The organism is Lutibaculum baratangense AMV1, from assembly GCF_000496075.1.
Lineage (GTDB): Bacteria > Pseudomonadota > Alphaproteobacteria > Rhizobiales > Tepidamorphaceae > Lutibaculum > Lutibaculum baratangense.
This window is the reverse complement of record NZ_AWXZ01000017.1, coordinates 227,844-250,758: the sequence shown is the minus strand read 5'-3', so window position 1 is coordinate 250,758 and position 22,915 is coordinate 227,844. Positions and strand designations below refer to the sequence as shown.

The window sequence follows — 22,915 nt, the reverse complement described above, 5'->3', positions numbered from 1 at the left end:
GTTTCAGCCCGCCCCGATCACGTGTTCATCGAGTCGAAGAACTCGTCGTTGTTCTTCGTCTGGCGCATCTTGTCGAGGAGGAACTCCATCGCGTCGACGGTGCCCATCGGGTTCAGGATGCGGCGGAGGACGTACATCTTCTTGAGCTGCGGGCCCGACACCAGGAGCTCCTCTTTGCGGGTACCGGAGCGGGTGACGTCGAGGGCGGGGAAGATGCGCTTGTCGGAGACCTTGCGGTCGAGAATGATCTCGGAGTTGCCGGTGCCCTTGAACTCCTCGAAGATGACCTCGTCCATGCGGCTGCCGGTGTCGATCAACGCCGTGGCGATGATCGTGAGCGAGCCGCCCTCCTCGATGTTGCGCGCCGCGCCGAAGAAGCGCTTCGGCCGCTGCAGGGCGTTCGCGTCGACACCGCCGGTCAGCACCTTGCCCGAGGACGGCACGACGGTGTTGTAGGCGCGGCCGAGGCGGGTGATCGAATCGAGCAGGATGACGACGTCGCGGCCGTGCTCGACCAGGCGCTTGGCCTTCTCGATCACCATCTCCGCCACCGCCACGTGGCGGGCCGCCGGCTCGTCGAACGTCGAGGACACGACCTCGCCGTTCACCGAGCGCTGCATGTCGGTCACCTCTTCCGGGCGCTCGTCGATCAGGAGGACGATCAGGTAGCACTCGGGGTGGTTCGAGGTGATGGAGTGGGCGATGTTCTGCAGGAGCACCGTCTTGCCGGTCCGCGGCGGCGCGACGATCAGCCCGCGCTGGCCCTTGCCGAGCGGCGCGACGAGATCGAGCACCCGGTGCGACATGTCGCGGCCCGTCGGGGCCTGCAGCTCCATGTGAAGTCGCTCGTCGGGGTAGAGCGGCGTCAGGTTGTCGAAGTGGATCTTGTGCCGGGCGCTCTCCGGCTCCTCGAAGTTGATGAGGCCGACCTTCAGGAGCGCGAAGTACCGCTCGCCCTCCTTCGGGCTGCGGATGTGCCCCTCGACCGTGTCGCCGGTGCGCAGGGAGAAGCGGCGGATCTGGCTCGGGCTGATATAGATGTCGTCCGGGCCCGGCAGGTAGTTCGCATCCGGCGAGCGCAGGAAGCCGAACCCGTCCTGAAGGATCTCAACGACGCCTTCGCCGACGATGTCGATGTCGCGCGCCGCGAGTTGCTTCAGTATCGCGAACATCAACTCCTGCTTGCGGAGCGAGTTCGCGTTCTCGACTTCCTGCTCTTCGGCGAAGGCGAGAAGATCGGCCGGGCTCTTGGCCTTGAGTTCCTGGAGTTTGATTTCCCTCATCGGGAATTCCTCACGTGCCCTGTCTGGCGATTGTCGGATATCGGGGAAGATGGTGCTGTGACGAGCCCGCTCCTCGCTCATACGCGTCGAGGATATCGTTTCAAACTCGCGGGTCGGGAGCGGACGCAGGCGCGTTCTAGCCTGCCACCACGGAAGGTAGGCAAGACAGATATAGACGCCTCGCCGTGGCGAGACAAGCCCGTAAAAGCGCGGAGACGCTCAGAACGGCTTCACGACGACGAGGATGACGATGGCAATCAGGAGGAGCGTCGGCACCTCGTTCATGATGCGGTAGAAGCGCGCGCTCCTCTCGTTCGCGTCGCCGGCGAAGCCGCGCCGCCAGCGGGCGAGCATCATGTGGTAGCCGGTCAGCAGGACGACGAGGAAGATCTTGGCGTGCAGCCAGCCATTGCCGGCGAAGCCGACATAGGCGACGGCGAGCCAGAGTCCGAAGATCCAGGTCGCGATCATCGCCGGGTTGGCGATCGCCCGGAGCAGCCGCCGCTCCATCACCTTGAAGGTCTCCGACGCCTCGCCGCCTTGCAATGCGTCGGCATGATAGACGTAGAGCCGGGGCAGGTAGAACAGCGCCGCCATCCAGGCGATGAGCGACAGGATGTGGGCCGTCTTGATCCAGGGATAGAGGTCCATTGCCTTCACGCCTCTCCGCGCACGAGCGCGACCAGCCGCTCGACATGCGGGATCGGCGTCTCCTTGATGATGCCGTGGCCGAGATTGAAGACGAAGGGGCCGCCGCCGAGCACGCCGAGGATGCGACGGACCTCCGCATCGAGTGCCTCGCCGCCGACGAGCAGCGCCAGCGGATCGAGCGTGCCCTGGATCGGGATGCGCGACTGGATGCGCTGCGCATATTCGAGAGGCACCGTCCAGTCGAGCGCCACCATGTCGGGGGCCACACCGTCGAGATACGGCTCGAGCCTCAGGCCCGCGGCGCGGGGAAAGCCGATGATCCTGGCGCCCGGCACCTCCGCCCGGACCCGGCGCACGAGCGCGCGGGTCGGTTCGATCACCCAGCGATGGAACTCGCGCTCCGGCAGCGGACCGGCCCAGCTCTCGAAGATCTGAACGGCATCCGCGCCCGCCTTCAGCTGGGCGACGAGATATTGCGCGGAGGCCTCGACGAGCATGTCGAGGAGCCGCTCGAGGAAGCCAGGGTTCTCGTAGGCGAGCATCCTGGCCGGCGCCTGGTCGGGCGTTGCATGGCCGGCGATCATATAGGTCGCAACGGTCCAGGGAGCCCCGCAGAAGCCCAGAAGGGTCTTCTCGGGGGCGAGGGCCGCCCGAACCCGCTCGACGGTCTCCAGCACCGGGCTGAGGCGCCTTAACGCCCCGTTAAGATCGAGGGTGCTGAGATGTGCCTCGGTGGTGATCGGCTGAAGCCTCGGTCCCTCGCCGACCTCGAACCTCACGTCCTGACCGAGGGCGTCGGGCACGACGAGGATGTCGGAGAAGAGGATCGCGGCGTCGAAGTCGAACCGCCGGATCGGCTGGAGCGTTATCTCGCAAGCCGACTCCGGGGCGTAGCATAGGTCGAGGAAGGACGGGTAGCGGGCACGGATCTCGCGATACTCCGGCAGGTATCTGCCTGCCTGCCGCATGAGCCAGATGGGAGGCACGTCGCATGTCTGCCCGCCCAGCACCGTCAGCATCTTTCGCTCGGCCATCAATCCACACCCCGCCTCCAAAGAGAGAATCTATCTTGTCTTCGACTCTGACTCTCTTAGGGGGCGAACTACCGGGATTCCGCTTTCTCCACAACGTCGTCCCGCGCTTCTCCCGTGGCTTTCCCGGCCCGGGATGCGGCAGGGCAACGCCCCTCCCGGGTGCCGGAATCGTTAAGGATGCGTTAACGATCGGCGCTGCCGCGCCTGCTCGGAAGGCTGGCTAATCGATTCAAATGACTCGCATTTGTGGATCTGGACGTCCCCCGAGAGGCAATCTGTTGAAGCCCCTGTGCATGACGGGCTAGATGGGCGCATGAATGCGAGCCGGGGCAGCTGGCGGTCCATTCCTTCCACATCCGTCCACAGATGACGCGCGACCGTGTGAAAAGCTACGTTCACCTCCATCTCATCTCGGATTCGACGGGCGAGACCCTGATCGCGGTGGGCCGGGCGGCGGCCGCGCAATACGTCTCGGTGCGCGCGGTGGAGCATGTCTATCCGCTGATCCGCTCCACGAAGCAGCTCGAGCGTGTCCTGAACGAGATCGAGATCTCGCCCGGCATCGTGCTCTACACGCTGGTGAGCCCGGAGCTCGTCGAAAGGCTCGAGCAGCATTGCGAGGCGATCGGCGCTCCCTGCGTCTCCGTCCTGTCGCCCGTGCTGAACATCTTCCGCTCCTATCTCGGCACGGAATCGACGCCGCGCGTCGGCGGCCAGCACGTGCTCGACAGCGATTATTTCCGTCGCATCGACGCGCTCAACTACACGCTCGTCCACGACGACGGGCAGAACCTGCACGGGCTCAAGGACGCCGACGTGGTCCTGACGGGGATCAGCCGGACCTCGAAGACCCCGACCTCGATCTACCTCGCCAACCGGGGCATCAAGGCGGCGAACGTTCCGCTCATCCCGTCCATCCCCGTGCCGGCCGAGCTCGAGGAGCTGCGTGGGCCCTTGGTGGTCGGCCTGCTCGCCAGCCCCGAGCGGATCGTCCAGATCCGCCAGAACCGCGTCCTCACGATGGGTGCCGCCGACCTCGGCGCCTATGTCGACAAGGCGGCGGTGGCCGAGGAAATCGCCTACACGAGAAAGCTGTGCGCCCGCCACGGCTGGCCGATGATCGACGTCACGAGGCGTTCGATCGAGGAGACGGCTGCCGCCATCATGGCGCTCTACAGGGAAAAGAGGACTGCCGACGATGGTGGACTTGAGCCGTAACCGTCTCGTTCTGGCGTCGTCCAGCCAGACGCGGCGCAAGGTGCTGAACGACGCGGGAGTGGCGATCGACCTCGTGCCGCCGGCGACCGACGAGGGGGCGGTGATCGACGCGCTCTCGATCGACGGCGACCGCCCGCCGCCCGCCGACGTCGCCGCGATACTCGCAGAGGCCAAGGCCCAGTCCGTCTCGGCCGCGATGCCGGGCCGCCTCGTCATCGGCGCCGACCAGACGCTCGAGCTCGAGGGCGCGCTGTTCCGCAAGGCGGAGGACCTGGCGGGCGCCATCATGACCCTGCGCCAACTGCGCGCCCGCACCCACGCCCTCCATTCCGCTGTGGCGCTCGCGCTCGACGGCGAGACGGTGTGGTCGACGCTCGAGACGGCCTGGCTGACCGTCCGTGACTTCTCCGACACGTTCCTGCGCGCCTATGTCGACGAAGTGGGCGAGGACGTCCTGGGCAGCGTCGGTTGCTACCGGATCGAGGGGCCGGGCGTGCAGCTCTTCTCCCGCATCGAGGGGGATGTCTTCACCATCCAGGGCCTGCCGCTCATCCCGCTGATGGACGAGCTCAGGCGCCGCGACCTGCTCGTCGCATGACGGCGGCACCCAAGGCCTGCGTGATCGGCTGGCCGGCGCGGCACTCGCGCTCGCCGGTCATCCACGGACACTGGCTCGAAAGGCACGGGCTCCAGGGCAGCTACACCGCCGAGGACGTGGCCGAGGACGACCTCGCCGCCTTCGTGCGGGGGCTGCGCGAGGAGCCGTGGCGCGGCTGCAACGTGACGGTGCCCCACAAGGTCACCGCCGCGAGCCTCGTCGACCGGCTCGACGAGGCCGCGCAGGCGCTCGGCGCCGTCAACACGATCTGGCGGGAGGACGGCGAGCTCGTCGGCGGCAACACCGACGGCTACGGCTTCCTCGCCAGTCTCGACGAGGGCGCGCCGGGATGGGACGAGGATCTCGCCCATGCCGTCGTTCTCGGGGCCGGCGGGGCGGCCCGGGCGATCGTGCACGGCCTTTCGGGCCGCGGCGCGCGGCGCATCAGCGTCGTCAACCGCAACGCAGAACGCGCGAACGAGCTTGCGAGCCAGGTCGCCGGTCCGGTCGAGGTGGCGGGCTGGGGCGACGTCCAGGCCCTCCTCGTCGACGCCGATCTCCTCGTGAACACGACGTCGCTCGGCATGGAGGGCAAGCCGTCGCTCGAGATGTCGATCTCGGAGCTGCCGCCGCGGGCGGTCGTGAGCGATATCGTCTATGTTCCGCTGGAGACCGAGCTCCTGCGCACGGCGCGGGCGCGAGAGCTGCGCACGGTGGACGGCCTCGGCATGCTGCTGCACCAGGCGGTGCCGGGCTTCGAGCGCTGGTTCGGCGTGCGGCCGCAGGTCGACCAGGAGCTCAGGCGCCGCGTCGTCGCGACCCTCGAGGCTCGATGAGCGCGATGTTCGTTCTAGGCCTGACGGGCTCGATCGGCATGGGCAAGTCGACGGTCGCCGGGATGTTCCGCGACCTCGGCGTTCCCGTGCACGACGCCGATGCGGAGGTGCATCGCCTCTACGGCGAGGGCGGTGCGGCGGTGGCTCCGGTCGCCGCGCTCCACCCGGAAGCCGTCGTCGACGGCGCTGTCGACCGCAGGATACTCTCCTCGAAGGTGGTCGGCGACGAGACCGCGATGCGGCGGCTCGAGACCGTCGTCCACCCGCTCGTGCAGAGGGCGGAGACGGCGTTCCTCGCCGAGGCCTTCTCGGCGCGCAGCGGGCTGGCGATCCTGGAGATCCCGCTGCTCCTCGAAACGGGGGCGGATCTGCGCTGCGACGCGGTGGCGGTGGTCTCGGCGCCGGCCGAGGTGCAGAAGGCGCGGGTCCTGGCGCGGCCGGAGATGAACGAGGCGAAGTTCATGAAGATCCTGTCGCGCCAGATCGGTGACGGCGAGAAGAGGCGAAGGGCGCATTTCGTGATCGACACGGGCGCCGCGCTTCCCGTCACCGCCAAACAGGTGGAAGACGTGGTGCTGGCCCTTGCGGGGCGGCCCGGCAGCGCCTATGCGAGGCAGATGGGCGACGGACACGGAGCTGCGGCATGAAGCGCGAGATCGTGCTCGACACCGAGACCACGGGCCTCGAGCCGACGCAAGGGCACCGCCTCGTCGAGATCGGCTGCGTCGAGCTCCTGAACCACGTCCCGAGCGGGCGCACGTTCCACAAGTACTTCAACCCGGAACGCGACATGCCGGCCGAGGCCTTCGCGGTGCACGGGCTCTCGGCGGAGTTCCTGTCCTCTCACCCTTGCTTTCCCGAGCTCGTCGAGGAGTTCCTGGACTTCATCGGCGACGCGCCGCTGATCATCCACAACGCCGTCTTCGACATGAACTTCCTGAACCACGAGTTCGGGCTGTGCGGCCGGCCGGTCCTGCCGGCGGCGCGGGCGATCGACACGCTGATGCTCGCGAAGAAGAAGAACCCCGGCGCGCCCGCCAATCTCGACGATCTCTGCCGCCGCTACGGCATCAACAACTCGCGCCGCACGCTGCACGGGGCGCTTCTCGATGCCGAGCTTCTGGCCGAGGTCTATATCGAGCTGATCGGCGGCCGCCAGACCGCTCTCGGTCTCGTCGAGGCGGTGTCGGATGCGGGGGCGTCGGTCGCGCGGCGGCCGCAGGTGCGACCGCAGCCGCTTCCGAGCCTCATCTCGGAAGCCGAGGAGAAGGCGCACGCGGCCTTCGTCGAGACGATCGGCGAGGGCGCCCTCTGGAAGAAGTACCAGGAGGCCCCTCAGGGTCTCCCGGCATAGGCGGCGTGACGGCGAAACGCCGTCGGATCAGGCCTGGCCCGGCGTCTGGCCGCCCTGCGCAGCCTGTGCGGCTTGCGCCTGCTGCTGGCGCTGCCGGTAGAGCGAGACGAAGTCGATCGGGTCGAGCATCAGCGGCGGAAAGCCGCCTGCCGCGACCGTCTCGGAGATGATCTGCCGTGCATAGGGGAAGAGCAGCCGCGGGCACTCGATCAGGATGAAGGGGTGAAGCTGCTGCTGCGGCACGTTGCGCACCCGGAAGATGCCGCCGTAGAGCAGCTCGACCGCGAACATCACTTCCTCGCCCTCTCCGGCCTTCGCGTCGATCTTCAGCTCGACCTCGACGTCGGTCTCGTTGATCGGCTTCGCGCCGACATTGACGGTGACGTTGAGGGGCGGCGTCTTCTCGCTGCGCTGGAAGGAGTTCGGCGCGCGCGGGTTCTCGAAGGAGAGATCCTTGATGTACTGCCCGACGACGTTGATCGACGGCGCAGCCTGCTGCTGCCCCTCTTGCGGCGCGGCGGCCGCGGTGCCCTCGCCGTTCGTTCCCTGGTCGGCCATCATCTTCTCCGGATTGCCAGAATAGTCCGTGTACGTAGGTGCAGGACGGCTAGCACGGCGGCCCATGAGCGGCAAGTTGCGAAGCCCGTGCTGGGGGCGGCTAGCCCCGCCAGGGCGAGTTCGGGTCGCGCTCGCGTGTCTCCTCCTCGCTGACCTCGACGAACTCGCCCTCGATGACCGGGCCCTGCCCGGGCGGCTGGCGCCGCGGCCCGGCCGCCGTCCCCCCGACGTCGACCACCCGCACGAAGCGCATGATGCCCTTGCCGATCCGGTCGAGAAGGCCGCGCCGGACCGGTGGCACGAGGAGGCTGAAGCCGATCGTGTCGGTCAGGAAGCCGGGCGTCACGAGAAGGAGCCCGGCGACGAGGATCGCCGCGCCCTCCGCGAGCGTCCTCGCCGGCATCTCGTTGCGTTCGACTTCGGACCTCAGCCTGGCGAGGGTGGCCAGGCCCTGATGGCGGACCAGCGTCGCGCCGATGAGCGCGGTCATCAGAATGATGCCGATCGTGGGCCAAACGCCGATATGCTGGCCGACGAGAATGAACAGGCTGATCTCGATGACCGGGATCACGAGAAAGAGAAGGAAGGGGATGAGGCGCATTCTGTTAGGGTCCGGTCCGCTATGTCGGGGCTCGTCCGGGGGTTTCGGTCTAGACCGTTCGGCGATCGTTCTTACATAGTAGGGACGGGAGCCAGGACACGCATTCCCGAAGCAAAAAAATTCCGACAGCGAGCACCGATGAACGGCTTCTTCGACATCTATACCCTCCTATTCCTCGTCCTGGCGGTGGTCGTTTTCCTGCGGCTGCGCAGCGTGCTCGGCCGTCGAACGGGCCAAGAGCGCCCGCCTTTCGACCCCTATTCCCGCACGTCCGAAGCCCCGGCGTCGAACGACAAGGTCGTGACGCTGCCGCAGCGGCAGGGCGACACCCGGCCCGCGAGCCGCGACGCCGCGGCGGCGCGCCACGACTGGGGCGAGTTCGCGCCGGCGGGCACGCCGCTCGCGAAGGGCTTCGACGCGATCCACGCCGCTGACCGCACCTTCGACCCGAAGGGCTTCCTGCAGGGTGCCGGCGCGGCCTACGAGATGATCGTGACGGCCTTCGCCGAGGGCGACCGCAAGACGCTGAAGAACCTGCTCAGCCCCGAGGTCTACGAGAACTTCGAGCGGGCGATCACCGACCGCGAGAGCCGCGGCGAGACGATGTCGTCGTCCTTCGTCGGGATAGACAAGGCGGAGATCAAGGACGCGGGCGTGAGCGGGCGCGACGCCTTCGTGACCGTCCGCTTCGTCTCCGAGCTCGTGACGGTGACGCGCGACAGGGACGGCGAGATCATCGCAGGCGACCCGAAGCGCGTCGACGAGACGGTCGATGTCTGGACCTTCGCGCGCGACACCTCGTCGCGCGATCCGAACTGGAGGCTCGTGGAAACCTCGAGCGCGGACTAGCCCATGCCGGCCGCTCCGGGTCGACCGCCCGGGGGCGGGGCGAGGCTCGGGCCGCGGGCGGTTGCCGGTGCCCTCCTGGGCCTCGCCGTCGTCGTGGCCGCCGCCCTGTTCCTGCACGCCCGCCTGACCGTCCCACCGCCGGCACCGCTCAAGACGACGGGCGTGGGCCTCACTCCGCTCGCGTTCTCCGAAATCGAAGGGTGGGAGGAGGACGATCACGGGGCTGCGCTCGAAACCCTTCGCCGCTCGTGCCTCGATGGCGCCTCCCGCGACGGCACGCCGTTCCACAGGGTCTGCCGGCGGCTTGCCGAGGTGCCGGCCAACGCGGAACGGGACGCCGCCAGATCGTTCTTCGAGCACAATTTCGCGCCCTTCGCCCTCGAGCCGCCGGGCAACGAAGGCGCGCCGGGGCTCCTGACCGGCTACTACGAGCCCGTCATTCCCGGCTCGCGGGAGCGGACTGAGCGCTTCACGACGCCGCTCTACCGCCTGCCGCAGGGCCACGTCGTCGTCACCGACGGGAACCGTCCGGAAGACTTCGATCCCGCCCTCGTCGCCGGACGGGAGGAAGGCGACCGCATCGTGGCCTATCCGACGCGGGGAGAGATCGAGGCCGGTGCCTTGGCGGACGAGCTGGAGCCCCTCGTCTGGCTCGAGAACCCGGTCGAGGCGTTCTTCGTCCACGTGCAGGGCTCGACGCGGATCGCACTGCCGGACGGATCGACGATGCGGATCGGCTATGCCGGCAAGACGGGCCACCCCTACACGTCGATCGGGCGGCACATGCGCGAGGCGGGGATCGAGCCGCCGGGCGGGCTCGGCATGACGGGCCTTCGCGGCTATCTCCTCGCCCATCCGGAAGAGGGAAGGGAGATCATGGCGGTGAACCGCTCCTTCATATTCTTCCGCGAGGTGGAGGGGCTCTCCGACGAACTCGGCCCGGTGGGCGCGGAGGGCGTGCCACTGACGGCGAAACGATCGATCGCCGTCGACGACACGCTCTACGACTACGGCCTGCCGATCTTCGTGGACGCCGATTTCGGGCCGCTCGGCCGGTTTCGGCAGCTGACGATCGCGCAGGACACCGGCAGCGCGATCAGGGGCGTGGCGCGCGGCGACATCTTCTGGGGCACGGGACCCGAAGCGGGCGAGGAGGCGGGTCAGATCCAGGCACCCGCCCGTTTCGTGGCGCTCCTGCCGCTCTAGATACGACGTCGCGAAGAAGGAACGGGAAAGGCCAGCCGTGGTCCGCCGCCGCAAGAAAGAGCTCGACCCGGACGACCTGGCCCTGTGGAAGCGGGTCGCCAGGACGGTGAGCCCGCTCAAGGCGCGGGCCGGGCCGGAGACCGTGCTCGACGATCAGGCGCCGGAGCCTCCGGCGGAGCAGCCGGAGACGCCCTCGAAGCCCGCGCGCCCGGTTCCGCCGGCCGCCGCGACCGCGCCGCAGGCCCTCGCCAAGCCGCGGCCCGCCGCGCTCGACCGCAAGACGAAGCGCCGCCTCGACCGTGGCCAGCGCCGGGCCGAGGCCGTGATCGACCTGCACGGCCTGACCCAGCGCATGGCGCATGACCGACTCCTGGGCTTCCTGCGCTCGAGCCAGGCACAGGGCCTGCGCGTCGTCCTCGTCGTTACGGGGAAAGGCCGCCCCCAGGCAATCGAGGAGCGCGACTGGTGGGACGCGCCGGCCGGCATCCTCCGGCGCAGCGTCCCTCATTGGCTGGAGACCCCGCCGTTCCGCGACCTCGTCTCCGCCTATGAGAGCCCGGTCCACCGCAAGGGCGGTGAGGGGGCGCTCTACATCCAGATCAGGCGGCGCAAGGGCTGAGGAGGGGCGACCTCCCGCCGCAGTGGGGAACAGGAGGAAGGTCCAGGGGTTAGCCTCGTGTCCCTTTCACGATCGGAGACTGAAGACCATGAATACCCGGACCCTCGTCATCGGTGTCGTCGCGGCCGCCTTCGCCACCGCGCCCGCCCTCGCCGATCGCGACCCGACGCCCGAGGAGCGAACCGCCGTCGAGGACGCGCTGCGCGGCCACGGCTTCACCTCCTGGGACGACATCGAGTTCGACGACGACGGCTACTGGGAGGTCGACGACGCGGTCGGTGCGGACGGCAAGGAATACGACCTGCACCTGGCGCCCGAGACGTTCGAGATCCTCAAGCAGGAAGAGGACTGACACCGGGATCCGCCCCGGTGCGGATCGGCCAAGAACCCGAAGGGGAGGCCGTTCCGCACAGGCCTCCCCGCCTCAGCCATGTCGACCAGGCCACGATCGAAGAAGACGGTGCCGCCGATCGCCGGGGCGCGCACCCGGTCCTCCAGGGCAGTGCGCCACCGCCCGAGGAGGTCTCTTTCCGCACGATGCGCAGGCCGGGCTCCTCGATCACCGCGTGGCCGCGCCGGGAGAGGGCGGACAGGAGCGTCGACTTGCCGCCGCCGGAGCAGCCGGAGATGATGAGGAACCTGTTTCCGGCGCCCGGGCGGCTGGCGGAGGCTGAGGCCACGGGGCCTTCGCCTACAGGATGAAGCGGCTCAGATCGGCGTTCCGGGCGAGGTCACCGACATGCTTCTCCACATAGGCCGCGTCGATCGTCAGCTCCTCGCCCGGCGCCTTGTCGGGCGCCTCGAAGCTGATGTCGTCGAGGATCCGCTCCATCACGGTCTGCAGGCGGCGGGCGCCGATGTTCTCGACGTTCGAGTTCACCTCCACGGCGAGGCGCGCGATCTCCGAGATCGCGTCGTCTGTGAAGTCGAGTGCCACGCCCTCCGTGCCGATCAGCGCCACGTACTGCTTGATGAGGCTCGCCTCGGTCTCGGTGAGGATGCGGCGGAAGTCCTCCTCCGTGAGCGGCTTCAGCTCGACCCGGATAGGCAGGCGGCCCTGGAGCTCGGGCAGGAGGTCCGAAGGCTTCGCGACGTGGAACGCGCCCGAGGCGATGAAGAGGATGTGGTCGGTCTTCACCGTGCCGTGCTTCGTCGCGACCGTCGTGCCCTCGATCAGCGGCAGGAGGTCGCGCTGCACGCCCTCGCGGCTGATCGAGCCCGAGCCCTGCTCCGAGCGCGCGGTGATCTTGTCGATCTCGTCGAGGAAGACGATGCCGTGGTTCTCGGTGAGCGAGATCGCCTCCTGGACGATCTGCTCGTCGTCGAGGAGCTTGTCGCTCTCCTCGGCGATCAGGAGGTCGTGGCTGTCCTTCACCGTGGTGCGGCGGGCCTTCTTCTGGCCGCCGAACGCCTTGCCGAACATCTCGCCGAGATTGATCATCGAGACTTGGCCCGGCATTCCCGGAATGTCCATCTGGCCGAGGCCGCCGGCGGTCTGCCGCAGCTCGATCTCGATCTCCTTGTCGTCGAGCTCACCGTTCCTCAGCTTCTTGCGGAAGGCCTCGCGGGTCTGCGGCCCCGCCCCCGGGCCCACCAGCGCGTCCAGCACGCGCTCCTCGGCGCCCAGGTGCGCCTTCGCCTCGACGCTCTTGCGCTTCGCCTGGCGCACGAGGCCGATCGCGATCTCCAGAAGATCGCGGACGATCTGCTCGACGTCGCGGCCGACATAGCCGACCTCGGTGAACTTCGTCGCTTCGACCTTGAGGAATGGCGCCTTCGCGAGCTTGGCGAGGCGGCGCGAGATCTCCGTCTTGCCGACGCCCGTCGGGCCGATCATCAGGATGTTCTTCGGCAGGATCTCGTCGCGCAGCGCTTCGTGGAGCTGCTGGCGCCGCCAGCGGTTCCTGAGCGCGATCGCAACGGCGCGCTTCGCCTCGGCCTGGCCCACGATGTAGCGGTCGAGCTCGGAGACGATCTCGCGCGGAGAGAAGTCGGTCATGTGCTCTGTCTCGGTGGAGGTCATGGCGCTGTCAGGCTTCCTCGAGCGTTTCGACCACGATGTTGTCGTTCGTGTAGATGCAGATGTCGGCGGCGATCTTCATCGCCTTCCGGGCGAGCGCGTCTGCGTCCATGTCCGTGTCGTAGAGCGCCCGGGCGGCGGCCAGCGCATAGTTGCCCCCCGAGCCGATCGCCGCCAGCCCCCCTTCGGGATCGAGCACGTCGCCGTTGCCCGAGACGAGGAGCGTCATCTCCTTGTTCGCGACGATCAGCATCGCCTGCAGGTGGCGGAGGTAGCGGTCGGTCCGCCAGTCCTTCGCGAGCTCGACGCAGGCGCGCAGGAGCTGGCCCGGATACTGCTCGAGCTTCTTCTCCAGCCGCTCGAAGAGCGTGAAGGCGTCGGCGGTGGCGCCGGCGAAGCCCGCGATCACCGAGCCGTCGGCGATGCGGCGCACCTTCCGCGCCGTGTTCTTCACCACCGTGTCGCCCATCGACACCTGTCCGTCGCCGGCAATGACCACCTTGCCGCCCTTGCGGACGGTCAGGATGGTCGTGGCGTGCCAGCCTGCTTGCTTCTCGCGTTCCACGGCTCTCATGAACTCCGGGGGAAATGCTGATTTCGTTTGTGGGTCGCTGACCCATGTATGCATTCGCCGGCGCCGTTCAACGCGAGAGGCTGCCGCTGGCATGCGCGGGCCGGCGGTGCTAGATAGCCCCCTTCGGCAACACTTTGTCTCTGCAGGATGTAAGGCCGGTGGCACAGAACCGGACGGCGCGCCAGTCCCGCCAGACCGCGGAAACGACCGTCACCGTCGCGCTCGACCTCGACGGCACGGGCGCGGCGAAGATATCGACGGGCATCGGCTTTCTCGACCACATGCTCGAGCTCTTCGCGCGGCACGGCCTGATCGACCTCGAGGTCGAGGCGAAGGGCGACCTACACGTCGACATGCACCATACGACCGAGGACGTGGCGATCGTCCTCGGCCAGGCGGTGCGCGAGGCGCTGGGCGAGCGGCGCGGCATCACGCGCTACGGGGTCTGGCACCTGCCGATGGACGAGACGCTGACCCGGCTCGTCGTCGATGTGTCGGGGCGGCCCTTCCTCGTCTGGAAGGTCGACTTCCCCTCCGCCACCGTCGGGGCGATGGACACCGAGCTCTTCCGCGAGTGGTTCCAGGCCTTCGCGATGAATGCCGGCATCACGCTGCACGTCGAGACGTTCTACGGCGTCAACTCGCATCATATCGCCGAAAGCTGCTTCAAGGGCCTGGCGCGCTGCCTGCGGGCGGCGATCACGATCGACCCGCGGGAGGCAGACCGCATCCCCTCGACCAAGGGCTCGCTCGCAGGCTGATGGGCATGAAGACCTACACGGTGCACCGGCGCCGCGACGCCTTCTCGTCGGACGACGAGGAGGCGCGGATCATCCTCGTGAAGGAGGGCTTCAACTGGCCCGCCTTGTTCTTTCCGCTGATCTGGCTCCTCTTCCGGCGGATGTGGCTCGTCACGCTCGCCTGGCTCGCCGTGACGGTGCTGATCGGGGTCCTCGGCTCGTGGCTCGGCGAGGCCCACGAGGGTAGCGTCACGATCGTCACCATCCTCGTCTCGATCTGGTTCGCCTTCGAGGCGAACGCGCTCCGGCGCTGGAGCCTCGGCCGCAAGGGCTGGGAGATCGTCGACATCGTCAGCGGCGAGGATCGCTGGCAGGCGGAGCTCTCGCATTTCCGCCGGGCGGAGACGGCCGTGCCGTTCACGTCCGCGGCCTCCCCCCACGGCGCCGGCCGGCGTGCACGTGGGGTTCCCGTGGTCGGCGGCCTGTTCCCGGAGGCCGGCCGATGATGAAACTGGCCGTCGTCGACTACGGCTCGGGCAACCTCCGCTCGGCCGAGAAGGCGCTCGAGCGCGCCGCCGCCGAGGCGGGGATCGGGGCGTCGATCGCCGTCACGGACGATCCGGACGCGGTGGCGGCCGCCGACCGCATCGTGCTGCCGGGCGTCGGCGCCTTCGCCGACTGCATGCGCGGCCTGGCGGCCGTCCCGGGCCTCCGCGAGGCGCTTGAGGAGGCGGTGCGCGGCAAGCGCCGGCCCTTCCTGGGGATCTGCGTCGGCATGCAGCTGATGGCCGAGCGCGGGCTCGAGCACGAGACGAGCGACGGCCTCGGCTGGATCGGCGGCGACGTCGTCAGGCTCGAGCCGGCGGACGTGTCGCTGAAGATCCCGCAGATGGGTTGGAACCGGCTCGTGTTTCACGGGAAACACCACATTCTCGACGGGCTCGACGCGGGCGGCAGCGCGTACGCCTATTTCGTCCATTCCTACCACCTGAAGGCCCGCGACCCCGGCGACGTCGTCGCGACCGTCGACTATGGCGGGCCGGTCACCGCGATCGTCGCGCGCGACAACATGATCGGCAGCCAGTTCCACCCGGAGAAGAGCCAGAGGGTGGGGCTCAAGCTTCTCTCGAACTTCCTCAAGTGGAATCCATGATCCTCTTTCCCGCGATCGACCTCAAAGACGGGCAGTGCGTCCGCCTCGTTAAGGGCGACATGGCGGCCGCCACCGTGTTCTCCGACAGCCCGGGCGACCAGGCGGCGGCCTTCGAGAGGGCGGGGTTCAGCCATCTCCACGTCGTCGACCTGAACGGCGCCTTCGAGGGCCGCAGCGTCAACGGCGCGGCGGTCGACGAGATCCTGAAGAGCGTGACGATCCCCGTCCAGCTCGGCGGCGGCATCCGCGACATGGCCGGCATCGAGACCTGGCTCGGCAAGGGCATACGCCGCGTCATCCTCGGCACGGTGGCCCTGCGCGACCCCGCCCTCGTCATCGAGGCGGCAAGCCGGTTTCCGGGCCGCATCGTCGTCGGCATCGACGCGCGCGGCGGCAAGGTGGCGGTGGAGGGCTGGGCGGAAACCTCCGAGCTCGAGGCCGAGGACCTCGCGAGGCGCTTCGAGGATGCGGGCGTCGCGGCGATCGTCTACACCGACATCGACCGCGACGGCGTGCTCACGGGCCTCAACATCGAGGCGACGCTGAGCCTCGCCCGCGCCGTGTCGATCCCCGTCATCGCGTCGGGCGGGCTCGCCTCGATCGACGACGTGAAGCGGCTGATGGAGCCCGACGCCGCGATCCTCGAGGGCGCGATCACCGGCCGCGCCCTCTATGACGGGCGCATCGACCCCGCCGAAGCGCTTCGGGTGATCGCCGGGGCGGAGGTGACGCCGTGACCCTCGCCCCCCGCGTCATCCCCTGTCTCGACGTGAAGGACGGCCGCGTCGTCAAGGGCGTGAACTTCGTGAGCTTGCGCGACGCCGGCGATCCCGTGGAGGCCGCGACGGCCTATGACGCTGCCGGAGCGGACGAGCTCTGCTTCCTCGACATCACGGCGAGCAGCGACGACCGCGGCATCCTGCTCGACGTCGTCAGGCGGACGGCGGAGCGCTGCTTCATGCCGCTGACGGTCGGCGGCGGCGTCCGCACGGTCGAGGACATACGCGAGCTCCTGAAGGCCGGCGCCGACAAGGTTTCGATCAACACGGCCGCCGTGAAGGATCCGGACTTCGTGCGCCGGGCGGCCGAGAAGTTCGGGGCGCAGTGCATCGTCGTCGCGATCGACGCCAAGCGCGTGTCCGCAGACGGCGAGCCCGCGCGGTGGGAGATCTTCACACATGGCGGCCGCACCGCCACCGGTATCGACGCCGTGGAGTTCGCGAAGAGGGTCGTGGCGCTCGGCGCGGGCGAGATCCTGCTCACCTCGATGGACCGGGACGGCACGAGGTCTGGCTTCGACCTCGAGCTGACGCGCGCGGTGGCGGATGCCGTGCCGGTGCCGGTGATCGCCTCCGGCGGGGTCGGCGATCTCGATCACCTCGTGGCCGGCGTGCGCGACGGCCATGCGAGCGCCGTGCTCGCCGCCTCGATCTTCCATTTCGGCGAGCATACGATCGGCGAGGCGAAGGAGCACATGGCCCGCGCCGGGCTGCCGATGCGGCTCGAGAACTGACAAGAAGAAGAATGACCTCAGGGAGAAGGCCCGCGTGAGCGAAGAACGGGTGACGATCGAGGATCTGGTGGCGACCGTCGCCTCGAGGCGCGGTGAGAGTCCCGACGCCTCCTACACGGCGCAGCTCCTCCATCGGGGGGTGCGGCAGTGTGCGAAGAAGTTCGGCGAGGAGGCCGTCGAGCTCGTCATCGCGGCCGCGGCGGAAGACCGGCCGAACGTCAAGGCGGAGGCGGCCGACGTGCTCTACCATCTCGCCGTGCTGCTCGAAGCGGCCGGCGTGACGCTCGACGACGTCTATGCCGAGCTCGGCCGCCGGCGCGCCATGTCGGGTCTGGCCGAGAAGGCGGCCCGCAAGGCATGAGCCGCAGACCCCGCGGCGGCACGGCCGGGCGGGCCCTGAAGTCGATCGCGGCGACGAACGGCGAGCTTTCGCCGTACCGTGTCTTCCGCCGCGACGACTGGGCCGCCTTGCGCGCCGACACGCCACAGCCGCTCCAGGAGCGGGAGATCGAACGGCTGCGCGGCCTGAACGAGCGGCTCTCGACCGAGGAGGTCGTGGAGATCTACCTGCCGCTGTCGCGCCTCCTGAACCTCTATGTGCGCGCGACGCAGCGCCTGTTCGAGGCGACCCAGAACTTCCTCGGCACGGCGGGGCACAAGGTGCCCTACGTCATCGGCGTCGCCGGCAGCGTGGCGGTGGGGAAGTCGACGACCGCACGCGTCCTTCAGGCGCTCCTGGCGCGTTGGCCGGGCACCCCGCGCGTCGACCTCGTGACGACGGACGGCTTCCTCTATCCGAACGCCCATCTCGAGCGCGAGGGGCTGATGGAGCGGAAGGGCTTTCCGGAGAGCTTCGACATCCAGTCGCTGCTCCGGTTCCTCGCGCGCGTGAAGGCGGGGGAGCCGGCGGTGCGAGCGCCGCTCTACTCGCACTTCGTCTACGACGTGCTGCCGGACACGACCGTGACGGTGGACCGGCCTGATATCCTGATCGTCGAGGGGCTGAACGTGCTGCAGACGAGCCGCCCGCCGCGCGACGGCAAGGCGATTCCCTTCGTTTCCGACTATTTCGACTTCTCGATCTACCTCGATGCCGAGCTCGACGAGCTCGAGAAGTGGTACGTGCAGCGCTTCATGACGTTGCGCGAGACGGCGTTCCGGGACCCGGGCGCCTACTTTCATCGTTTCGCATCACTGTCGGACGAGGCGGCGGTCGAGACGGCGACGGGCATCTGGCGCCGCATCAACCTGCCGAACCTCCTGGAGAGCATCCAGCCGACCCGCCAGCGCGCGGACCTGATCCTAAAAAAAGGGCCGGACCACCTCATCGAGGAAGTCTGGCTCAGAAAACTCTGAAAGGGAGCAAATGCCGGAGATCGACTCCTCCGTCATCAGCCAGGTCGAGCACGATCCCCAGTCGCAGGTGCTGACGATCTGGTTTCACGATGGCGGCCGACGCTACGACTATTTCCGCGTGCCGCGCGAGGTGTACGAGGCGCTGCTCGAGGCGCCGTCGGCCGGCGCCTACTACAGCGAGCACATCAAGGACACCTACAAGTTCCGGCGACTGCGCTGACCGCGGCCGGAACGGTGCAACGGCCGGGGTGGTCGCCCCGGCCCGTTCCTCGTCGCACGATCGGCGATGGGCCGTCAGCCTCGGAGGCTGCCGCCCGTCTTCTTCTCCACGGCCGCGACGATCTTCGCGGAGATCGCGTCGAGCTCCTCCTCGGTGAAGCTGCGCTCGCGCGGCTGGAGCGTCAGCTCGATCGCGACCGACTTCCTGCCCTCGCCGATCGCGGCGCCCTCGAACACGTCGAACACGCTGCCCGCGGTCACGACCTGGCGGTCGGCGCCGCGCGCCGCCTTCAGGATCTCGGCCGAGGGCGTGCCCGCATCGACCACGAAGGCGAAGTCGCGCGTCACCGGCATGAGATCGGAGGCGTCGAGCGGCGCCTTCGCCCGCGTCGGCTTCGCCTTCGGCGCGGGCAGCCGGTCGAGGAACACCTCGAACGCCACGACCGGCCCGGCGATGTCGAGCACCTCGAGAGTGGCCGGGTGGATCTCGCCGAACTGGGCGAGGATCACGCGCGGGCCGAGGCGGATCGTGCCGGAGCGCCCGGGGTGGTACCACGCCGCGGCGCCGGCCTCGATCTGCACAGACTCCACCGGAGCGCCGAGCTCGCGGAGCACGTCGAGGGCGTCGGCCTTCGCCTCGAAGACGTCGACCGCGGCAGGCTTGCCGCCATTCGTCCAATGCCGGCCGCGGCCCGCTTGCTTCGCGCTCGCCCGGCGGACGCCGGCGGCGACCGCCTCCTGGTCCTCGGGCCGGTCGCCGCGATAGGTCGCGCCGACCTCGAAGAGCGCGGCGTCGGCCGAGCCGCGGTCGGCGTTCCTCTGGGCGGCGAGCAGGAGCTCGGGCAGGAGGCTCGGCCGCATGTCGCTCATTTCCGACGAGATCGGGTTCGACAGGGCGAGCTCGGGGCTGCCGCCGCCGAAGGCCTCCGCATGCGGCTTCGCGATGAACGACCAGGTGACGGCTTCGACGAGGCCGCGCGCCGCGAGCGTCCGGCGTGCGAGGCGCTCGCGCGTCTGGAGCAGCGTCAGCACCGGCCTCGCCACGCCCGGCGCCCGCGTCAGCGGCACGGTCGGCACGCGGTCGACGCCGACGATGCGGGTGATCTCCTCGACGAGGTCGGCGAGCTCGTGCACGTCCGGCCGCCAGGTCGGCACCGCGACGCGGCAGTTCTCCGCCTCGCCGGTGACCCAGAAGCCGAGGTCGCTCAGGATCTGCCGCATCTCGATGAAGGAGATGTCGAGCCCCGTCAGGCGCTTCACCTCCTGCGGCCTGAACGCGATGATCGTCGACGGGTCGGGGATCTGGCCCGCGAGCGTCACCTCGCTCGCCTCGCCGCCGCAGAGGTCGAGCACCATCTGCGTCGCCATGTCGAGGCCCGGCAGGGTGAAGGCCGGGTCGACGCCGCGCTCGAAGCGGTAGCGGGCATCGGAGTTGATGTTCAGCTTCCGGCCGGTGCGGGCGATGTTGCCGGTGTCCCAGAGGGCCGATTCGATCAGAACATCGGTCGTTCCCTCGTCGCAGCCCGACTCCTCGCCGCCCATGATGCCGCCGAGGGATTCGATGCCCCGCTCGTCGGCGATCACGACGACATCCTCGTCGACCTCGTAGGTCCGCTCGTCGAGCGCGAGGAGCTTTTCGCCGCTGACGCCGCGGCGGACGACGAGATCGCCCTTGACCTTCTTCGCGTCGAAGACGTGCAGCGGCCGGTTGCGGTCGTAGGTCATGTAGTTCGTGATGTCGACGAGCGCGTTGATCGGCCTCAGCCCGATCGCCTCGAGCCGCCGCTTCAGCCAGTCCGGGGAGGGGCCGTTCCGCACGCCGCGCACGAGACGGAGGGCGAAGGCCGGGCAGAGATCGCGGTCGTCGCCGAGGTCGAGGGTCACGTTCACCGGGCAGGGGAAGGAGCCCTGGACGCGCGGCGCGTCCTTCGTCTTCACGCGGCCGAGGCCGACCGCCGCGAGATCGCGTGCAACCCCCGCGACGCCGAGCGCGTCCGGCCGGTTCGGTGTGATCGCGATGTCGAACACCGGATCGTCGAGCCCCAGCACCTCGGCGAAGGGCACGCCGATTTCCGTGTCCTCGGGCAGATCGATGATGCCCGCATGCTCGTCCGACAGGCCCATCTCGCGCTCGGAGACGAGCATGCCGTTCGACTCCACGCCGCGGATCTTCGACGGCTTCAGGTCGATGCCGGTGCCCGGGATGTGCGTGCCCGACGGCGCGAACACGCCGATCATGCCGGCCCGCGCGTTCGGTGCGCCGCACACGACCTGCAGCCTCTCCGTGCCGGTGTCGACGACGCAGACGCGCAGCCGGTCGGCGTTCGGATGCTGCTCGGCGGAGACGACGCGCGCGGTCCGGAACGGCGCGAGCTTCTTCGCGGGCTCGACGACCTCCTCGACCTCGAGGCCGATCAGCGACAGTTTCTCGGCGATCTCCGCCACGCTCGCGTCGGTTTCCAGATGCTCCTCGAGCCAGGACAGGGTGAACTTCATTTACTTGATTCCCTCTTGAGCAAGTCGACCTCGTCCCCGAGGTTCAACCTCACAAGATCGGCGGTGTCGATGCGATCAAGACCCAGATCATTCCGAATAGAATTTAGTATATCAGAAAGTAGGGCTCCCGTAGTCACATCTACAGGTTCGCCTGCTTGACGCCGCATCAAGTTGTTAGTTAGTGAAACTGTGGTAGGGCTTCCAAATAACTGTATGTTAGCCAGATGTATTTGATATTCTCGGTGCTTATCTTTATCGATTGTCAGATTAAGAAGCATGAACATATACGCCTCAGACAAGCGGTCGACACTCAGATCGAGTCTCCTGGCATGCAAATCTTCTTTAACAGAGTAGTGGTGATTCACTGCGGCAACTATTGCACCTCCCACCACGGATGAAACAAGGGCAATTAGTGCTGTCAGGACTGCCGCGTTCATCGGCTCAGTCCTCCGGCGAGAGACGGCATGTCGAGCGTGGCGAAGCCGTAGTGCCTCAGCCAGCGAAGGTCCCCGGAGAAGAAGGCGCGAAGGTCGGGCAGGCCGTATTTCAGCATGGCGATGCGGTCGATCCCCATGCCCCAGGCGAAGCCCTGGTAGCGCTCGGGGTCGAGCTTGCAGGCCCTGAGCACGTTCGGGTGGACCATGCCGCAGCCGAGGATCTCGAGCCAGTCGTCGCCCTCGCCGATGCGGATCTCGCGGCCGGAGCGGTCGCAGTTGATGTCGACCTCCATCGACGGCTCGGTGAAGGGGAAGTGCGAGGCGCGGAAGCGCATCTTCACGTCGTCGACCTCGAAGAACGCCTTCAGGAACTCCTGCAGGACCCATTTGAGGTGCCCCAGATGCGCCTTCTCGTCGATGACGAGGCCCTCGACCTGGTGGAACATCGGCGTGTGGGTCTGGTCGTAGTCGGAGCGATAGACGCGTCCGGGCGCGATGATGCGGATCGGCGGCTCGTGATGCACCATCGTGCGGATCTGCACCGGGCTCGTGTGCGTGCGCAGGAGCCTGCGCGTGCCGTCTTCCTTGGCGGGGAAGTAGAACGTGTCCATCTCCGCCCGCGCCGGGTGGTCGGCCGGGATGTTGAGCGCGGTGAAGTTGTGGAAGTCGTCCTCGATGTGAGGACCTTCGGCGACCGCGAAGCCCATGTCGGCGAAGATCGCCGTCAGCTCGTCTATCACCTGGCTCACGGGATGGATCCGGCCGAGGGCGAGCGCGCTCTCCTGCACCGGCAGGGTCACGTCGACCGTCTCGGTGGCGAGCCGGCGCTCGAGCTCCTGGGCCTTGAGGGTCTGCCGCCGGGCGGCGATCCCGTCGTTCAGCCGGTCCTTCAGGCCGTTCAGCGCCGGCCCCATGACCTTGCGCTCGTCGGGGCTCATCTTCCCGAGGCCCTTCAGGAGCTCGCTGACGGAGCCCTTCTTGCCGAGCGCCTCGACGCGCACCTTCTCGAGCGCGGCCTCGCTGTCGGCACCGTCGATGCGTCGTTTAAGATCGGCTTCGAGCTGCTCGATCTCGGACATCTTCAAAACGTCTCCCGTCTTTCCCGTCGTTCAGCGTCTGTCGGCCGTTCGAGGGGAAAGGTCGGGGCGATCATCCCTCGAGGCCAAAGCGAAACCGTCCGCGTGAGTGGTTACACGCGGACGGCTGGCCCCGGAAGTGCCGGAGAGACCTCGCTTCAGGCGATCGCCTTCTTCGCCTGCTCGACGAGGGCCGCGAAGGCCGCGGGCTCGTGCACGGCGATGTCGGCGAGCACCTTGCGGTCGATCTCGACGCCGGCCTTTCCGAGGCCCTCGATAAATCGGCCGTAGGTCATGCCGTTCTCGCGCGCGGCGGCGTTGATGCGCTGGATCCACAGGCTGCGGAACACGCGCTTCTTGTTGCGGCGGTCGCGATAGGCGTACTGGCCGGCCTTGTCGACCGCCTGCATCGCGACGCGGATCGTGTTGTTGCGGCGGCCGTAATAGCCGGAGGCCTTCTTCAGGACCTTCTTGTGACGCGCGTGGGCGGTGACGCCCCTCTTCACACGTGCCATGGCGGGCTC

29 protein-coding genes are annotated in these 22,915 nt (G+C 68.3%); 17 read left to right on the top strand and 12 right to left on the bottom strand.

Going from position 1 to position 22,915, the window contains the following annotated elements; translation table 11 throughout:
* Positions 1 to 17: 17 nt before the first annotated feature.
* The 3 genes from rho to hemE form a co-directional block, all read right to left on the bottom strand.
* Entirely contained in the window at positions 18 to 1,283 is a 1,266-nt protein-coding gene (rho, locus tag N177_RS06805; RefSeq protein ID WP_023431539.1) for a transcription termination factor Rho, read from the bottom strand.
* 219 nt (positions 1,284 to 1,502) lie between these two features.
* Entirely contained in the window at positions 1,503 to 1,934 is a 432-nt protein-coding gene (hemJ, locus tag N177_RS06800; protein ID WP_040485251.1) for a protoporphyrinogen oxidase HemJ, read from the bottom strand.
* Between the two features lie 5 nt (positions 1,935 to 1,939).
* Positions 1,940 to 2,968, bottom strand: coding sequence for a uroporphyrinogen decarboxylase (hemE, locus tag N177_RS06795; protein WP_023431537.1), 1,029 nt, complete (start codon positions 2,966 to 2,968; stop codon positions 1,940 to 1,942).
* Positions 2,969 to 3,334: 366 nt separating this feature from the next.
* Between hemE and N177_RS06790 the strand changes: the two genes are divergently transcribed.
* Genes N177_RS06790 through dnaQ form a run of 5 tightly spaced genes read left to right on the top strand, consistent with a single transcriptional unit; the run spans position 3,335 to position 6,974 of the window.
* Positions 3,335 to 4,186 carry a pyruvate, water dikinase regulatory protein gene (locus N177_RS06790; protein ID WP_040485250.1) on the top strand — a complete coding sequence of 284 codons (852 nt, stop codon included), beginning with the start codon at positions 3,335 to 3,337 and terminating at the stop codon, positions 4,184 to 4,186.
* A complete protein-coding gene (locus tag N177_RS06785; RefSeq protein WP_425280793.1) occupies positions 4,176 to 4,784 on the top strand; it encodes a Maf family protein in 609 nt (202 codons plus the stop codon). The genes N177_RS06790 and N177_RS06785 overlap by 11 nt, the downstream gene beginning before the upstream one ends.
* Positions 4,781 to 5,620 carry a shikimate dehydrogenase gene (locus N177_RS06780; protein ID WP_023431534.1) on the top strand — a complete coding sequence of 280 codons (840 nt, stop codon included), beginning with the start codon at positions 4,781 to 4,783 and terminating at the stop codon, positions 5,618 to 5,620. The genes N177_RS06785 and N177_RS06780 overlap by 4 nt, the downstream gene beginning before the upstream one ends.
* 5 nt (positions 5,621 to 5,625) lie before the next feature.
* Entirely contained in the window at positions 5,626 to 6,267 is a 642-nt protein-coding gene (gene coaE / locus N177_RS06775) for a dephospho-CoA kinase (protein ID WP_040485321.1), read from the top strand.
* Positions 6,264 to 6,974 (top strand): DNA polymerase III subunit epsilon, encoded by a 711-nt coding sequence (gene dnaQ, locus N177_RS06770; RefSeq protein ID WP_023431532.1) that lies wholly within the window; start codon positions 6,264 to 6,266, stop codon positions 6,972 to 6,974. Before coaE ends, dnaQ begins: the two co-directional genes overlap by 4 nt.
* A 27-nt stretch (positions 6,975 to 7,001) precedes the next feature.
* On the opposite strand, the gene secB is transcribed toward dnaQ, so the two are convergent.
* Both secB and N177_RS06760 read right to left on the bottom strand, forming a co-directional pair.
* Positions 7,002 to 7,532, bottom strand: coding sequence for a protein-export chaperone SecB (gene secB / locus N177_RS06765; protein ID WP_023431531.1), 531 nt, complete (start codon positions 7,530 to 7,532; stop codon positions 7,002 to 7,004).
* A 100-nt stretch (positions 7,533 to 7,632) separates the two neighbouring features.
* On the bottom strand, positions 7,633 to 8,133 hold the full coding sequence (locus N177_RS06760) for an FxsA family protein (protein WP_023431530.1): 501 nt from the start codon (positions 8,131 to 8,133) through the stop codon (positions 7,633 to 7,635).
* Positions 8,134 to 8,271: 138 nt separating this feature from the next.
* On the opposite strand from N177_RS06760, the gene N177_RS06755 reads away from it, so the two are divergent.
* The 4 genes from N177_RS06755 (at position 8,272) to N177_RS06740 (ending at position 11,159) form a co-directional block, all read left to right on the top strand.
* Positions 8,272 to 8,982, top strand: a complete 711-nt coding sequence (locus tag N177_RS06755; RefSeq protein WP_023431529.1) for a Tim44/TimA family putative adaptor protein — start codon at positions 8,272 to 8,274, stop codon at positions 8,980 to 8,982.
* A 3-nt stretch (positions 8,983 to 8,985) separates the two neighbouring features.
* Positions 8,986 to 10,188 carry a murein transglycosylase A gene (mltA, locus tag N177_RS06750; RefSeq protein WP_023431528.1) on the top strand — a complete coding sequence of 401 codons (1,203 nt, stop codon included), beginning with the start codon at positions 8,986 to 8,988 and terminating at the stop codon, positions 10,186 to 10,188.
* A 37-nt stretch (positions 10,189 to 10,225) separates the two neighbouring features.
* Positions 10,226 to 10,807 (top strand): Smr/MutS family protein, encoded by a 582-nt coding sequence (locus tag N177_RS06745; RefSeq protein WP_023431527.1) that lies wholly within the window; start codon positions 10,226 to 10,228, stop codon positions 10,805 to 10,807.
* Positions 10,808 to 10,895: 88 nt separating this feature from the next.
* Positions 10,896 to 11,159 carry a PepSY domain-containing protein gene (locus N177_RS06740; protein ID WP_023431526.1) on the top strand — a complete coding sequence of 88 codons (264 nt, stop codon included), beginning with the start codon at positions 10,896 to 10,898 and terminating at the stop codon, positions 11,157 to 11,159.
* On the opposite strand, the gene N177_RS21995 is transcribed toward N177_RS06740, so the two are convergent.
* Genes N177_RS21995 through hslV form a run of 3 tightly spaced genes read right to left on the bottom strand, consistent with a single transcriptional unit; the run spans position 11,140 to position 13,392 of the window.
* Positions 11,140 to 11,487 (bottom strand): AAA family ATPase, encoded by a 348-nt coding sequence (locus tag N177_RS21995; protein WP_081718406.1) that lies wholly within the window; start codon positions 11,485 to 11,487, stop codon positions 11,140 to 11,142. The two genes, N177_RS06740 and N177_RS21995, sit on opposite strands and share 20 nt — an antisense overlap.
* 11 nt (positions 11,488 to 11,498) lie before the next feature.
* Positions 11,499 to 12,806: an ATP-dependent protease ATPase subunit HslU gene (gene hslU, locus N177_RS06730; RefSeq protein ID WP_040485319.1), complete on the bottom strand. Its 1,308-nt coding sequence runs from the start codon at positions 12,804 to 12,806 to the stop codon at positions 11,499 to 11,501.
* Positions 12,807 to 12,837: 31 nt separating this feature from the next.
* Positions 12,838 to 13,392: an ATP-dependent protease subunit HslV gene (gene hslV / locus N177_RS06725; protein ID WP_023431523.1), complete on the bottom strand. Its 555-nt coding sequence runs from the start codon at positions 13,390 to 13,392 to the stop codon at positions 12,838 to 12,840.
* A gap of 167 nt (positions 13,393 to 13,559) precedes the next feature.
* Here hslV and hisB point away from each other — a divergent pair, with 167 nt between their 5' ends.
* Genes hisB through N177_RS06685 form a run of 8 tightly spaced genes read left to right on the top strand, consistent with a single transcriptional unit; the run spans position 13,560 to position 18,383 of the window.
* Positions 13,560 to 14,162: an imidazoleglycerol-phosphate dehydratase HisB gene (gene hisB / locus N177_RS06720; protein ID WP_023431522.1), complete on the top strand. Its 603-nt coding sequence runs from the start codon at positions 13,560 to 13,562 to the stop codon at positions 14,160 to 14,162.
* Positions 14,163 to 14,167: 5 nt separating this feature from the next.
* Entirely contained in the window at positions 14,168 to 14,647 is a 480-nt protein-coding gene (locus N177_RS20520) for a DUF2628 domain-containing protein (RefSeq protein ID WP_160170914.1), read from the top strand.
* Positions 14,647 to 15,294, top strand: coding sequence for an imidazole glycerol phosphate synthase subunit HisH (gene hisH / locus N177_RS06710; protein WP_040485317.1), 648 nt, complete (start codon positions 14,647 to 14,649; stop codon positions 15,292 to 15,294). Before N177_RS20520 ends, hisH begins: the two co-directional genes overlap by 1 nt.
* Positions 15,291 to 16,031, top strand: a complete 741-nt coding sequence (gene hisA / locus N177_RS06705; protein ID WP_023431519.1) for a 1-(5-phosphoribosyl)-5-[(5-phosphoribosylamino)methylideneamino]imidazole-4-carboxamide isomerase — start codon at positions 15,291 to 15,293, stop codon at positions 16,029 to 16,031. Before hisH ends, hisA begins: the two co-directional genes overlap by 4 nt.
* Positions 16,028 to 16,807: an imidazole glycerol phosphate synthase subunit HisF gene (hisF, locus tag N177_RS06700; protein WP_023431518.1), complete on the top strand. Its 780-nt coding sequence runs from the start codon at positions 16,028 to 16,030 to the stop codon at positions 16,805 to 16,807. Before hisA ends, hisF begins: the two co-directional genes overlap by 4 nt.
* Positions 16,808 to 16,841: 34 nt before the next feature.
* On the top strand, positions 16,842 to 17,168 hold the full coding sequence (locus tag N177_RS06695) for a phosphoribosyl-ATP diphosphatase (protein ID WP_023431517.1): 327 nt from the start codon (positions 16,842 to 16,844) through the stop codon (positions 17,166 to 17,168).
* Positions 17,165 to 18,163 carry a type I pantothenate kinase gene (gene coaA, locus N177_RS06690; RefSeq protein WP_023431516.1) on the top strand — a complete coding sequence of 333 codons (999 nt, stop codon included), beginning with the start codon at positions 17,165 to 17,167 and terminating at the stop codon, positions 18,161 to 18,163. Before N177_RS06695 ends, coaA begins: the two co-directional genes overlap by 4 nt.
* Positions 18,164 to 18,173: 10 nt before the next feature.
* On the top strand, positions 18,174 to 18,383 hold the full coding sequence (locus N177_RS06685; RefSeq protein ID WP_023431515.1) for a KTSC domain-containing protein: 210 nt from the start codon (positions 18,174 to 18,176) through the stop codon (positions 18,381 to 18,383).
* Between the two features lie 74 nt (positions 18,384 to 18,457).
* Here the strand turns inward: N177_RS06685 and pheT are convergent, their stop codons facing one another.
* From pheT to rplT, 4 genes are all read right to left on the bottom strand, one after another.
* Entirely contained in the window at positions 18,458 to 20,878 is a 2,421-nt protein-coding gene (gene pheT, locus N177_RS06680) for a phenylalanine--tRNA ligase subunit beta (protein ID WP_023431514.1), read from the bottom strand.
* Complete coding sequence (locus tag N177_RS21335) at positions 20,875 to 21,315, bottom strand: hypothetical protein (RefSeq protein ID WP_152527850.1); 441 nt, start codon at positions 21,313 to 21,315, stop codon at positions 20,875 to 20,877. The genes pheT and N177_RS21335 overlap by 4 nt, the downstream gene beginning before the upstream one ends.
* Positions 21,312 to 22,394, bottom strand: a complete 1,083-nt coding sequence (pheS, locus tag N177_RS06675) for a phenylalanine--tRNA ligase subunit alpha (protein WP_040485316.1) — start codon at positions 22,392 to 22,394, stop codon at positions 21,312 to 21,314. Before pheS ends, N177_RS21335 begins: the two co-directional genes overlap by 4 nt.
* A gap of 155 nt (positions 22,395 to 22,549) precedes the next feature.
* Positions 22,550 to 22,906, bottom strand: a complete 357-nt coding sequence (rplT, locus tag N177_RS06670; RefSeq protein WP_023431511.1) for a 50S ribosomal protein L20 — start codon at positions 22,904 to 22,906, stop codon at positions 22,550 to 22,552.
* Between the last annotated feature and the right edge of the window lie 9 nt (positions 22,907 to 22,915).

What these genes read in the sequence shown, in the direction of transcription:
- N177_RS06790 (WP_040485250.1), top strand. Translation starts at nt 3,335, where the DNA reads ATGACGCGCGACCGTGTGAAAAGCTACGTTCACCTCCATCTCATCTCG.
- pheS (WP_040485316.1), bottom strand. Translation starts at nt 22,394, where the DNA reads ATGTCCGAGATCGAGCAGCTCGAAGCCGATCTTAAACGACGCATCGAC.
- N177_RS21335 (WP_152527850.1), bottom strand. Translation starts at nt 21,315, where the DNA reads ATGAACGCGGCAGTCCTGACAGCACTAATTGCCCTTGTTTCATCCGTG.
- mltA (WP_023431528.1), top strand. Translation starts at nt 8,986, where the DNA reads ATGCCGGCCGCTCCGGGTCGACCGCCCGGGGGCGGGGCGAGGCTCGGG.
- rplT (WP_023431511.1), bottom strand. Translation starts at nt 22,906, where the DNA reads ATGGCACGTGTGAAGAGGGGCGTCACCGCCCACGCGCGTCACAAGAAG.
- N177_RS20520 (WP_160170914.1), top strand. Translation starts at nt 14,168, where the DNA reads ATGAAGACCTACACGGTGCACCGGCGCCGCGACGCCTTCTCGTCGGAC.
- coaA (WP_023431516.1), top strand. Translation starts at nt 17,165, where the DNA reads ATGAGCCGCAGACCCCGCGGCGGCACGGCCGGGCGGGCCCTGAAGTCG.
- N177_RS06780 (WP_023431534.1), top strand. Translation starts at nt 4,781, where the DNA reads ATGACGGCGGCACCCAAGGCCTGCGTGATCGGCTGGCCGGCGCGGCAC.
- N177_RS06755 (WP_023431529.1), top strand. Translation starts at nt 8,272, where the DNA reads ATGAACGGCTTCTTCGACATCTATACCCTCCTATTCCTCGTCCTGGCG.
- N177_RS06740 (WP_023431526.1), top strand. Translation starts at nt 10,896, where the DNA reads ATGAATACCCGGACCCTCGTCATCGGTGTCGTCGCGGCCGCCTTCGCC.
- hisA (WP_023431519.1), top strand. Translation starts at nt 15,291, where the DNA reads ATGATCCTCTTTCCCGCGATCGACCTCAAAGACGGGCAGTGCGTCCGC.
- pheT (WP_023431514.1), bottom strand. Translation starts at nt 20,878, where the DNA reads ATGAAGTTCACCCTGTCCTGGCTCGAGGAGCATCTGGAAACCGACGCG.
- dnaQ (WP_023431532.1), top strand. Translation starts at nt 6,264, where the DNA reads ATGAAGCGCGAGATCGTGCTCGACACCGAGACCACGGGCCTCGAGCCG.
- rho (WP_023431539.1), bottom strand. Translation starts at nt 1,283, where the DNA reads ATGAGGGAAATCAAACTCCAGGAACTCAAGGCCAAGAGCCCGGCCGAT.
- hemE (WP_023431537.1), bottom strand. Translation starts at nt 2,968, where the DNA reads ATGGCCGAGCGAAAGATGCTGACGGTGCTGGGCGGGCAGACATGCGAC.
- N177_RS06760 (WP_023431530.1), bottom strand. Translation starts at nt 8,133, where the DNA reads ATGCGCCTCATCCCCTTCCTTCTCTTTCTCGTGATCCCGGTCATCGAG.
- coaE (WP_040485321.1), top strand. Translation starts at nt 5,626, where the DNA reads ATGTTCGTTCTAGGCCTGACGGGCTCGATCGGCATGGGCAAGTCGACG.
- N177_RS06685 (WP_023431515.1), top strand. Translation starts at nt 18,174, where the DNA reads ATGCCGGAGATCGACTCCTCCGTCATCAGCCAGGTCGAGCACGATCCC.
- hemJ (WP_040485251.1), bottom strand. Translation starts at nt 1,934, where the DNA reads ATGGACCTCTATCCCTGGATCAAGACGGCCCACATCCTGTCGCTCATC.
- secB (WP_023431531.1), bottom strand. Translation starts at nt 7,532, where the DNA reads ATGGCCGACCAGGGAACGAACGGCGAGGGCACCGCGGCCGCCGCGCCG.
- hslU (WP_040485319.1), bottom strand. Translation starts at nt 12,806, where the DNA reads ATGACCGACTTCTCTCCGCGCGAGATCGTCTCCGAGCTCGACCGCTAC.
- hisH (WP_040485317.1), top strand. Translation starts at nt 14,647, where the DNA reads ATGAAACTGGCCGTCGTCGACTACGGCTCGGGCAACCTCCGCTCGGCC.